At 61.4% G+C, this 11,219-nt stretch carries 10 protein-coding genes; all 10 read right to left on the bottom strand.

Annotation, left to right across the window (positions count from 1 at the left end; genetic code table 11):
• Positions 1-97: 97 nt before the first annotated feature.
• The 10 genes from LZ012_RS17640 to LZ012_RS17595 all read right to left on the bottom strand — a co-directional run bounded on the left by LZ012_RS17640 (position 98) and on the right by LZ012_RS17595 (position 11,183).
• Positions 98-1,984, bottom strand: coding sequence for a chemotaxis protein CheA (locus LZ012_RS17640; protein WP_275712216.1), 1,887 nt, complete (start codon positions 1,982-1,984; stop codon positions 98-100).
• 11 nt (positions 1,985-1,995) lie between these two features.
• Entirely contained in the window at positions 1,996-2,835 is an 840-nt protein-coding gene (cheZ, locus tag LZ012_RS17635) for a protein phosphatase CheZ (RefSeq protein WP_275712215.1), read from the bottom strand.
• A gap of 9 nt (positions 2,836-2,844) precedes the next feature.
• Positions 2,845-3,237, bottom strand: coding sequence for a chemotaxis response regulator CheY (gene cheY, locus LZ012_RS17630; RefSeq protein WP_275712214.1), 393 nt, complete (start codon positions 3,235-3,237; stop codon positions 2,845-2,847).
• 24 nt (positions 3,238-3,261) lie between these two features.
• Positions 3,262-4,197: a chemotaxis protein gene (locus LZ012_RS17625; RefSeq protein WP_275712213.1), complete on the bottom strand. Its 936-nt coding sequence runs from the start codon at positions 4,195-4,197 to the stop codon at positions 3,262-3,264.
• Positions 4,198-4,213: 16 nt separating this feature from the next.
• Positions 4,214-5,182 (bottom strand): chemotaxis protein, encoded by a 969-nt coding sequence (locus tag LZ012_RS17620; protein ID WP_275712212.1) that lies wholly within the window; start codon positions 5,180-5,182, stop codon positions 4,214-4,216.
• 133 nt (positions 5,183-5,315) lie between these two features.
• Complete coding sequence (locus LZ012_RS17615; protein ID WP_275712211.1) at positions 5,316-5,621, bottom strand: STAS domain-containing protein; 306 nt, start codon at positions 5,619-5,621, stop codon at positions 5,316-5,318.
• An 82-nt stretch (positions 5,622-5,703) separates the two neighbouring features.
• Entirely contained in the window at positions 5,704-6,759 is a 1,056-nt protein-coding gene (locus tag LZ012_RS17610) for a protein-glutamate methylesterase/protein-glutamine glutaminase (RefSeq protein WP_275712210.1), read from the bottom strand.
• A 42-nt stretch (positions 6,760-6,801) separates the two neighbouring features.
• Positions 6,802-7,407 (bottom strand): chemoreceptor glutamine deamidase CheD, encoded by a 606-nt coding sequence (cheD, locus tag LZ012_RS17605; RefSeq protein ID WP_275712209.1) that lies wholly within the window; start codon positions 7,405-7,407, stop codon positions 6,802-6,804.
• A gap of 12 nt (positions 7,408-7,419) precedes the next feature.
• Entirely contained in the window at positions 7,420-8,331 is a 912-nt protein-coding gene (locus LZ012_RS17600) for a CheR family methyltransferase (RefSeq protein ID WP_275712208.1), read from the bottom strand.
• A gap of 2 nt (positions 8,332-8,333) precedes the next feature.
• Positions 8,334-11,183, bottom strand: a complete 2,850-nt coding sequence (locus LZ012_RS17595; RefSeq protein WP_275712207.1) for a methyl-accepting chemotaxis protein — start codon at positions 11,181-11,183, stop codon at positions 8,334-8,336.
• Between the last annotated feature and the right edge of the window lie 36 nt (positions 11,184-11,219).

Below are 11,219 nucleotides of genomic sequence, written 5' to 3'. Positions count from 1 at the left end.
CTTAGATGCCGGACGCAAGCACATGACAACAGAGTAAACATCCAAAAACAGAGAGGGGGCCGCAGCCCCCTCCCAACTCGTTGACTTGAAACGTGAATCAGGCGAAGTCGAGCGCCCGAACACCCGATCCGATGTCGGCATGCTGCCCGAGATCGGCCAGCAACTCCTTCATGTCCAGAATCAGCACAATCTGCCCATTGGACAGCGTGGTCACCCCGGCAACCCCTCTCGGGCGGAAATCCTCGAGCGATTTGATCACCGCATCGTCGCGGCCGGCGAAGCTGTCCACGCCGAGGATGAAGCTGCGCTCGGCGGTCTGCATGAAGACGCCGTACTCGGGATAGTGGTCGAGCGGCCAGCCGAGCATGCGCGACAACGTGATGACCGGCAGCACTTCGCCGCGAACGACCAGTGTTTCCTTGCCGCCCACCTCCTGTATCCGGCTCTGTTCGATGGGGAGGATTTCGCGGACCATCGACAGCGGCAGCGCAAACGGCTGGTCGCCCAGCAGGACAAGCAGCACCGGCAGGATAGCCAGGGTCAGCGGCAGGGAAATGATGAAAACCGAGCCCTTGCCCGGTTCCGAACGGATTTCGATCGAACCATTCAGCTTCTGGATATTGGTCTTCACCACATCCATGCCGACGCCACGTCCCGACACATCGGAAATCTGCGCCTTGGTCGAGAACCCCGGCAGGAAAATCAGGTTGAGGCTCTGCCGCTCATCCAGCGTATTCGCCTCTTCCTCGGAAATCAGCCCCTTCTCGATGGCCTTGGCGCGAATGCGCTCGGCACTCATGCCCTTGCCGTCGTCGGCAATGATCAGGACGATGTGGTCGCCTTCCTGACGCGCCTCGAGGCGCACCAAGCTCTTCGGCGGCTTGCCGGCAGCCTGGCGTTCGGCCGGCATCTCGACACCATGATCGACGGCATTGCGGATCAGGTGGATCAGCGGATCGGCGAGATCCTCGATCATGGTCTTGTCGACCTCGGTCTCCTCGCCGGCCAGCACCAGTTCGACGTCCTTGCCCAACTGGCGTGCCAGGTCGCGGGCGATACGCGGATATTTCTGGAACAGGCGACCGATCGGCTGCATCCGGGTTTTCATCACCGAATTCTGCAGGTCGGAGACCAGCAGATCGAGCTGACTGACCGCCTGGTCGAGGGCATGCAGCGTTTCGGAATCGTTCTTGCCAGCCAGGATGTCGGCACGCAAGCTGGTCAGCCGATTCTTGGTCAGGCCGATTTCGCCGGACAGGTTTAGAACCTGATCGAGGCGCGAGGTATCGACGCGGATGGTGTTTTCGCGCACCCGCTCCTCGGCCCGCCGCGCATTGGTCGGCTGCCCGCCCGGCCGGTCGGCCGCACGCCGCCCATAAGGCGATGGTGCCCCCGATTGGGCCGCGGCCGGCGTAACGGCAATGGCCTCCGCCTTGGGAATCACTTCAGCGGGTGTCGCCACGGCCGCCACCGGCTGGCCGGTGACGGCCGCATGCAAGGCATTCCAGTCCGGTTCGTTCAGCGCTCCGCTCAGGGCGTCCGCCGGGGCCAGCACCGCCGCAGCGGGCGCCGCGGCCATGGCAACCGGCGCCTCGCCGGAGAGGGCGCCCTGCAGGGCGGCGATTACCATCGGATCGGCCGGCTGCGGCTGAACCATCTGGCCGAGTTCGCCGAACATTTCGCGGACCCCCTTGGTGGCCGCCATGATGACGTCCATCAGCTCCGGATTGAGTTCCAGTTCGCCATTGCGCAAACGATCGAACAGGTTTTCGGTCAGGTGACACAGGGTGACCAGTTCCGTCGCATTGAGGAAGCCCGCTCCGCCCTTGACGGTATGAAAGCCGCGAAAGATATCGTTGAGCAACCCTCGATCGTCCGGCATTTTTTCCAGATCGACCAGCTTGTTATCGACATCCGACAACAGGTCACTCGCCTCCTGCAGGAAATCCTGCAGCAGATCTTCCATTCCGCTAAAGTCGCTCATAGTGCCCCTCCTCAGAATCCGAGGCTATCGAGCAGGTCATCCACCTGCTCCTGGTTGACCACGACATCGGTACGCCCCTCGGCGTTGACCACCGGGCCATTCATCAAACTGGCCACTTCTTCAGTACGCCGGGTTTCCGGCAGCACGTCGATCAGCGTCCCCAACAAACCGGCTTCGAGCTCCTGCGCCAGCGCGACGACCTTCTTGATGACCTGCCCGGTCAGATCCTGGAAATCCTGGGCCATCATGATTTCGGTGAGCTGGGCGTGCGTCCCGCGCGTTTTGGCGGGCAGCTGTTCTTTCAGATAGGTCCGCGTTTCTTCGGCCAACTGTTTGAATTCGGCGACGCCCAGCTGATTGGCGAAAGCCTTGTCCCAGCGGTCCCCGAGGGCGCCGGCAGCATTCTCGATATCATCGACCAGCGGGCCGGCAATATCGGTGGCGTTCAGCACCCGGCAGGCGGCCTGCTCGGTCAGATTCGCCACATAGGCAAGGCGATCCTTGGCATCCGGCAAGGCAGAGACAGTCTTCTCGACCAGCTTTTCATACCCCAATTCCCTCAGGGTGTTATGCAGGCTCCGAGCCATATGGCCGATGCGGTTGAACACGGCCTCCTGTTTTGACCAATCCTCGCCTGCCTGTGCCGGGGACTCATCGGGAGCAGGCTGGGCGGCCACGGTTTCGGCCGCGACACTATCGAACAGGGCTTGCAGATCGTCCGAATCGCCATCAGCAGCTGCCGTGGCGGCGGGAACCGGGCTCGGGGCAGGGGCCGGTGCGGCGGGCGTAAAGGTCGCGGAGACCGAGTCGAACAGCGCTTCGAGATCGGCGGAATCGTTACTGGCAGACATGATTTCCCCTTACGCCTGACCCATCTTTTCGAAAATCTTGTTCAGCTTTTCGGAAAGAGTACCCGCCGTGAATGGCTTGACGATATAACCGCTAGCACCGGCCTGCGCAGCGGCAATGATGTTTTCCTTCTTGGCTTCCGCCGTGATCATCAGAACCGGCAAATGCTTGAGACTCGGCGTTGCCCGGATGGTCTGCAGCAGGGTCAGGCCATCCATGTTCGGCATGTTCCAGTCCGTCACAACGAACTCGAAACCGCCGGCTTGCAGCTTCTGCAAGGCAATGGCGCCGTCTTCGGCCTCATCGACGTTGGTATAGCCGAGTTCCTTCAGAAGGTTACGGACAATACGGCGCATCGTGGAGAAGTCATCCACCACCAGAAATCTCATTTTGGGATCAGCCATCTACTACTCCAGGAGCTCTATTTGTTATCGTTCAATCAAGGGGCGCAACGTATCGGCCAGCGCCTCGGCATCAAATTTGGCGACATAGGCATCGACACCGACTGACTTGCCCATTGCGCGATTGGCTTCCGACGACAGGGATGAGTGCATGACCACCGGCACCCCTTCGAAGCGGGGGTCGGACTTGATGTTCTTGGTCAGGACATAGCCGTCCATTTCCGGCATTTCGGCATCGACCAGTATCAGGCGCACGTCGTCGCGAATATTTCGCCCCATCTGCATAGTGTGCGCGGCGATCCCCTGCAGACGCGTCCAGGCTTCCATGCCGTTGGTCGCATGCTTGTGGCGGACGCCCAGCTTGTCGAGCACTTCGGAAATCTTGCGCCGGGCGACGCTCGAATCGTCCACGAAGAACACGCTGGTCTCCGGATCGACGCGGGCCGGCTGGATATCGACGATCATAGCTTCGCCAAAGGCATTGGCCAGAATCTGCTCGACATCGAGGATGGAGACCAGACCGCCACCTTCCAACTCGATGACCGCGGTGATCAGGCCCTGGTTGGCCGTCAGCACGCTCTCCGGCGCCTTCACGCGCTCCCAGTCGACGCGGATGATGCGGTCGACATCGTGCACGAGAAAGCCCAGGGTGCGCTTGGAATACTCGGCGACCATCATGGTCTTGCCGCGTTCGGGCTGGGTGTCGAACTGCAGGAACGGCGCCAGCGACAGCACGGGAATGACATTGCCGCGCAGGGAAATCAGTCCCTCGACGCCGCGTGGCATGTTGGGGGTCTTGGTGATATGGGGAGTACGCCCCACCTCGCGGACCTTGAACACATTGATACCGAATATCTCGCGCGTCCCCAGCGAGAACAGCAGGATTTCCATCTTGTTGGAACCGGCCAGGCGCGTCCGGGCATCGACGCTGTCCAGCAGGTTCTTGTTTTCGACGAGGTCCATCTTTACTCCCGCTCTCTCAAGGCAAGCTGGGCCGCGAGGTGTCGACACCCAGGCGGCGGGCCAGGGTTTCCGACAGGCGTTGCGGTTCAAACTTGGGTACGTATTCGTCCACGCCGACCGACAAGCCGAGCTTCTGGTTCGACATCCCCGACAAGGAGGAATGCATCACCACCGCAACGCCATTGAATCGGGGGTCGGACTTGATTTTCTTGGTCAGGATGTAGCCGTCCATTTCCGGCATTTCAATATCGGTCAGCACCAGGTTGATGATGGAGGACGCCGGCTGGCCGATCGACTGGGCGTAATTGGCCACCTTGTCCATCTCTTCCCACATCTGCCGGCCATTCACTGCCGACACGCCCTTGACGCCCATGGCGGCCAAGGTACGCTCGATCTGTTTGCGGGCGACGCTGGAGTCGTCGCAATAGAAAACGGTGCAGTCGGGACGATTAACCGTAATCACGCTGCGATACATGATTTCGTTGTCGATGTTGGTCGTCTCGGACAAGACCTTTTCGACGTCCATCATCATGACCAGACGATTGTCATCGAGCTCGGTCACCGCGGTCACCAGACCGCCGGTCTGCGCCGTCAGCATCTCCGGCGGGACGCGCATCTTGCTCCAGTCCAGGCGCAGAATGGTATCCACCCCCTCGACCAGGAAGCCCTGGGTCCGCGCGTTGTACTCGGTAACGATCATGATCTCGCGCGGCGTATCGGAGGTAATGCCCGAATATTTGGCCAGATCAATCACCGGAACCAGTGCGCCGCGCAGGCTGACCATGCCCTCGACCGAAGCCGGCATGTCCGGCGCCGCCGTGATGGCTGGCGTGCGCATGACTTCCCGGACCTTGAAGACATTGATGCCATAGGTTTCCCGACGACCGGTACGCTGGTCCACACCCAAGAAAAAGAGCAGGATTTCCAGTTTGTTGGTACCAGCCAACTTGGTCCGTGCATCAATATTCTTCAACAATTCCGACATTGCATTCCTCTCGCGCGTTACTTCCGCAGTTTCCCGGCCGTTCTTCCGCCGCGAAACACCACAGCAACGAAGTCCTTCTCCCTAGAGCAGCAGGCAGGCTATCACCGTAGGAGTGGCCCACCGAACAGAACATTTAGGAAATCTGAAATAATTTACCAAAATTAGCAATATCTAGCACCTGTTTTACGTTGCCACGCACGCCGGCCAGCGCCACCTCTTTATTGGCGCCGCCCAATTTGTCGCGCAACATCAACAACATACCCAATGCCGAGCTATCGAGGTAATCGACGCCGGAGAAATCGACGACCACCGAGCCAACGGCGGCATCGCCGACCAGGGGCTCATAGGCAGCACGGAATTCGCGGTGCGTATTGAAGTCGAAACGCCCCGTCAGCTTGATGATTGCCTTGCCGGATTCATTGAGAATGCTTGCTTGCATGCGTATTCCTATCCAAAAACCAGATTTCTCATTAGTTTAATACTTTACCCATAGTCGACAAGCTTGTCCTGCGCAGCCAGCGCTAGGCCGCGGCGGCCGCCACCACCACCCGCCGGGCGATTTCATCGAGGGCATACTGTTCCTCGACGCCGCCGATCAGATAGGCCTCCCGCGGCATGCCATAGACGACACAACTGGCTTCATCCTGTCCGAAAGTCCGGGCCCCGGCCTGGCGCATGCGGAGCAGCCCTTGTGCGCCATCCTTGCCCATACCAGTCAGGATGACCCCGATGGCCTTTTTGCCGACCACACTGGCCGCCGAATCGAACAGTACATCGACCGACGGACGGTGCCGGTTGACCGGCTCGCTGGCCGTCAATTCAGTCAGATAGCCGTTGCCGGAGCGTTTGATCTGCAGATGCGAATGGCCGGGAGCAATATACACGGTGCCCGGCTCCACTTTTTCGTTGCCTTGCGACTCGATGACGCGCGGCGCGCAGAGACCGTCCAGGCGCCGGGCAAAGGAAGCGGTAAACGCCACCGGCATGTGCTGGACGATCAGGATCGGCGGACAGTCGGCCGGGATACCGAGCAGGAAATCCTTGATCGCCTCCGTCCCGCCGGTCGACGCGCCGACGAAAACAATTCTGCCGGTGGCACTCGGCCCGTTCCTCGGGATGGCGGCAGGCTTCGGCGACGATGTGGCTGGCGAGGTGGTCATCGGACGACGCAAACGCGCAGCCTTGGCGGCGCGTATTTTTTCAACAAGTTCTTCCGCATAGCTGTCCATGCTCCTTCCACCATCGGAACGCGGTTTTCCGATGAAATCAATGGCGCCCAGTTCAAGCGCCCGCAAAGTAGTTTCCGATCCGGCCTCGGTATGGGAAGAGACCATGACCACAGGCATGGGACGCAGGCGCATCAGGCGCTCGAGAAATTCCAGACCATCCATCCTGGGCATCTGGACGTCGAGGGTCAGCACGTCCGGATTCAACGACTTGATCATCTCGCGCGCCGTCGCCGCATCCGGCGCGGCGCCGACAACCTCGAGATCGGGGACCGAGCCGAGCATCTGGCTCAGCAGGCCACGCATCAGGGCTGAATCGTCGACCACCAGGACTCGAATCTTTTGCGGCATGTATCTCGTCAAGACAAATATCGGGGTTGGGCGGCGAGCGGTTTAAATGAACAACTCGACTTCGCCGGCCAGCGACGAACCGGACAACCTGGCTTTGTAGTCGTTTTCCCGACTGAACAGAGTGTCGTTATGAACACGATGCAGCTTCTTGACCAGGACCCTGCCACTCAGCGGGAAATAGTAGACTTTACGCGGGTATGAATCGAGCAAGTCCTTGGCGACAATCGGGATTTTTTCGGTCTTGAGGAAATCGAGGACGAATTCGGCATTGCGTGCGCCGACGTTGCTGCTGGTCAGACTGGGCAGCACGGCGCCACCACCGAACACCTTGGCTTCAAGGCGATTGCGCCGCGCACCGAGCTTGAGCAGGTGGTTGATCAAGACTTCCATGGCGTAGGTTCCATAGCGCGCCGAGGTGGCGATGACATCGCGTCCTCCGTCGTCCGGCAGCATGAAGTGATTCATACCGCCGATGCCTGACTCGCAATCGCGGATGCAGGCGGCGACGCACGACCCGAGCACAGTGACGAGCAGAGCGTCCTGGTTGGAAACATAATACTCGCCGGGCAGAATCTTGGCCGCTTCGAGCCCGAACTTGCGGTCGAAGTAACGGTTGTTGGACAGACTTTCGTCGTAGGCGTGGTGCACCGAGCCTTTCCCCTATCGCGCCCGGGCCAGGGCATAGACCGTCTTGCCCAGCGATTTGAAAAGGTCGGCGGCATGCAGGAAACTTTCCGAATGCCCGGCGAACATCAGGCCATCCGGCTGCATCATCGGAGCGAAGCGCGACAGTATTTTGTACTGGGTCGGCTTGTCGAAGTAGATCATGACGTTTCGACAAAAAATGACGTCGAGCGGACCTTTCACCGCGTAATTCTGATCGAGCAGGTTGATGCGCTGAAACTGGATCATGTTTTTCAATTCCGGGCGCACCGAGACGTAGCCTTCCTGGGCCCCGGCACCGCGCAGGAAAAAGCGGCGCAAGCGCTCGGGCGAAAGTTTTTCGACCCGATCGGCCGAATAGACGCCTTTCTGCGCCGTGGCCAGCACATTGGTATCGAGGTCGGAGGCGACGATCGACACATGCGAGCAATTGCTGCCCAAAGTTTCGGCCACCGTCATCGCGATCGAATACGGCTCTTCGCCAGTCGATGCGGCGGAGCACCAGACCCGCACCGGGCGGCGGCTGCCCAGCTTCTGCAGGTGCTCGGCCAAGATCGGGAAATGATGCGGCTCGCGGAAGAAGGAGGTCAGATTGGTGGTCAGCGAATTGACGAAACGCTCCCATTCATCGCCGCCGTTTTTTTCCAGGGCATCGAGATATTCGCCGAAGGTCTGCTTGCCGGTGGCCCGCAAGCGGCGCGCCAGACGCGAGTACACCATGTCCTGCTTGACCGGCGACAACGATATCCCGGCATGCTTGTAGATCAACTGGCGAACCCGGTCAAAATCGGCCGTCGAGAAGGCGAATTCCCGTATGGCGTTATCGCGCGGCGGCGGGACCAGCGGCGATGACGGCCGGGAAGGCGGCGAGGGCGGCGAGGGCGGAACAGGTTTGCGCAGATCACTCATAATCAGAATTCTTCCCACTCATCGTCGAGGCTGGTCGGTAACGCCGGTACGGCCCTGGCGTCGTTGCGTTCGGGGTTCGGCGATGGCCGCCGAGCCGGGCGTGGCACAGCCCGAACGGCATCGCGTGCCGCCAGGCGCGGCGCCGGCCTGTCGTCCCCAAGGTGGAAGTTTGCCACCGCCTGGGCCAGGTTGTGCGCCTGTTCTTCCAGACTTTCCGCCGCAGCCGCCGCCTGCTCGACCAGCGCGGCATTCTGCTGGGTCACTTCGTCCATCTGGCTGACCGCCTGACTGACCTGTTCGATCCCCGCCGTCTGTTCCCGACTGGCGTCGGCAATTTCGCTCATGATCCGCGCCACCCGCTTGATGCTGCCGACCACTTCTTCCATCGTCCGCCCAGCCTGATCGACCAGCCGGTTGCCGGTTTCGACCTTGTCCACCGAGTCGGAGATCAGCCCCTTGATTTCCTTGGCGGCCGCCGCGCTGCGCTGGGCGAGATTGCGCACTTCGGTCGCCACCACGGCGAAGCCACGCCCTTGTTCGCCGGCCCGCGCCGCCTCAACCGCAGCGTTGAGGGCCAGGATATTGGTCTGGAAGGCGATGCCGTCGATGACGCCGATGATGTCGGCGATCTTGTTGCTCGACTGATGGATGGCGCTCATGGTGTCCACCACCTGGGCGACCACTTCGCCGCCCTTGATCGCCACCTGTTGCGCGTTGCCGGCCAGTTCCTTGGCTTGCCGCGCATTGTCGGCGTTCTGTTTCACCGTCCCGGTCAGCTCTTCCATGCTCGACGCCGTTTCCTCCAGGCTGCTCGCCTGTTCTTCCGTACGCCCCGACAGGTCCTGGTTGCCCGAGGCGATCTCCTGGGCGGCGATATTAATGGAATCGGTAACCATCTTGATTTCGCCGACCACCTCCCGCAAGCGGCGAACGGTGCTGTTGGCGTCGTCCCTGAGCTGCCCGAAGGTCCCCTGGAACTCGGCTTCGACGGTATGGGTCAGATCGCCCGCGGCGACCCGGCCGAGAATTTCGGCAATCGCCGCGATGGCGTTGCCGCTGGTTTCGAGCAGGCGATTGATGCCGCCCCCCAACTCGCGATAGAAGCCTTCGAGGCTGGCCGTATCGAGCCGCGCCGCCAGATCCCCGGCCGCCGCCTTGTGGATCAGTTCAGCCACCGCATGCTGGGCATTCAGTTCGGCCGTCCGGTCCACCCACTCGCCGACCGTGCCCAGGCGCTGGCCACGCTCGTTGACGATGGGATTGGTGATCACGTTGTAGATGCGCCCGCCGAGCATCAATTCGTTCTGCCGGGTCCCCTGCAGTTCGCGCAAAGAGCGGAGCGCCGCGGCCGGATCGGCGTAGAAGCCGGTGATATTGCTGCCGACGAAGCCGTCAATGGTGAAGCCCGGCACCTGCTCGCGCAGCCCAGATTCGATCTGGCCCAGCGTGGTCAGCAGGCCCTTGTTGGCATAGAGAACGACCCCGTCGTCATTGGCGATGCGCAGATTGGCCGACACGCAATCGAGCGCGCTGCGGATGCGCAGGTTGTCGTTGGCTACCCGCTCCGCCTCGGCGACATTGAAGCCCTGCTGGATCTGCATCGCCTGCAGGCCTTGCAAGACCTTGCCCATCTCGTCGTTGCGGGTGGTATCGACGTTGTGGGTATAGTCGCCGCGCGCCAGCGACTGGAACGTGGCAACCACCTCGGCAATCGGCTGCGTCACGGCGCGGACCAGCTGGCGCGCGATCGCGATGCCGAACACCGCCGCCAGCAGGCCGGCCAGGAGCATCCACAGGCGCGCCGTCTCGAACGCCTCGTCGGCCAGCCTGACCTGCTGCTCGCCCCCCTCGTTCAGATGCCGGAGCAGATTGTCGATGCCCTGCGAGACGTCGACGTAGGCCAGGTCGGACTTCAGACGCCGGATATCGTTGGCATCGCTGAACCGCCCGTCGGCCAAGGCGGCCCGGGCCGGCAGCAGTCCGTCGGCGATAAAGCGTTTTTGCATCGCATCAAAGGCGTCGGCCAGCCGACCATGCTCGGCGCTATCGACATGCCGGCGATAAATCGCCCAATGTTCGGCAATGGCGGCAACGTTCCGGTCGATCGCCGCCAGATGGCTGTCAATGGCATGGTCCTGCGGTTTGACGTAGGGACTGGTGGGATCATGCTGCAGGGCGGCCAGCAGCTGAGCCCGATTGTCGGCCATCAGCCTACCGATGACGGCAATTTCCTGTAGCGGAACCACCCGGCGCTCGTAGAGTCCCTTGACCTGGTCCGCGGTACGCGCCATGCCCCAGGAACCCAGAATGGCAACAGTGAACAGCGCCAGCAGCATGACGCCGAATCCGCCCATCATCCGGGCCTTTAGGCTCAGATCGACCAGCCCCCGGAAGCCCCCCTTGACCACGGCACCATGGCGAATGCGCAGATTGCCGGCCCGCCTCTCACGGAGCAGCCGGTAGGCCTGGTCGGCGGCCTGGATTTTCTCAGCGGTGGCCATGCGGCGAACCGACATATAGCCGTCGATATTGCCGCCGGCATCGCGGGTCGGCGTCACCGTCGCCTCGACCCAGTAAAAATCGCCGTTCTTGCAGCGGTTCTTGACCATGCCGGTCCACGGCCGGCCCGCCTTGATATCGCGCCACAGGTCGGCGAAGGCTTCGCCCGGCATGTCCGGATGGCGGACGATATTGTGGGACTCACCCAGCAGCTCGGCCTCGGGAAATCCGCTGATGTCGACAAAGTCGCGGTTGATGTAGGTGACCACCCCCTTGAGATCGGTTTTCGAGACGATCAAGGTCTCGGGTCGCAACACCACTTCCCGGTCGCTGACCGGCTGGTTGATTCTCATGCTGTCTCCATGCTCGATTTGCTGTCGCTATCGATA

Origin of the sequence: Dechloromonas hankyongensis, assembly GCF_022012295.1 — a bacterium.
Lineage (GTDB): Bacteria > Pseudomonadota > Gammaproteobacteria > Burkholderiales > Rhodocyclaceae > Azonexus > Azonexus hankyongensis.
Note: the sequence above shows the minus strand (reverse complement) of the source record. Positions and strands in the feature narration are given on the sequence as shown.

Bases quoted from the DNA above. Each gene is read 5' to 3' on its own strand.
- cheY (WP_275712214.1), bottom strand. From the start codon at position 3,237: ATGGCTGATCCCAAAATGAGATTTCTGGTGGTGGATGACTTCTCCACG.
- LZ012_RS17615 (WP_275712211.1), bottom strand. From the start codon at position 5,621: ATGCAAGCAAGCATTCTCAATGAATCCGGCAAGGCAATCATCAAGCTG.
- cheZ (WP_275712215.1), bottom strand. From the start codon at position 2,835: ATGTCTGCCAGTAACGATTCCGCCGATCTCGAAGCGCTGTTCGACTCG.
- LZ012_RS17600 (WP_275712208.1), bottom strand. From the start codon at position 8,331: ATGAGTGATCTGCGCAAACCTGTTCCGCCCTCGCCGCCCTCGCCGCCT.
- LZ012_RS17625 (WP_275712213.1), bottom strand. From the start codon at position 4,197: ATGGACCTCGTCGAAAACAAGAACCTGCTGGACAGCGTCGATGCCCGG.
- LZ012_RS17640 (WP_275712216.1), bottom strand. From the start codon at position 1,984: ATGAGCGACTTTAGCGGAATGGAAGATCTGCTGCAGGATTTCCTGCAG.
- LZ012_RS17620 (WP_275712212.1), bottom strand. From the start codon at position 5,182: ATGTCGGAATTGTTGAAGAATATTGATGCACGGACCAAGTTGGCTGGT.
- LZ012_RS17610 (WP_275712210.1), bottom strand. From the start codon at position 6,759: ATGCCGCAAAAGATTCGAGTCCTGGTGGTCGACGATTCAGCCCTGATG.
- LZ012_RS17595 (WP_275712207.1), bottom strand. From the start codon at position 11,183: ATGAGAATCAACCAGCCGGTCAGCGACCGGGAAGTGGTGTTGCGACCC.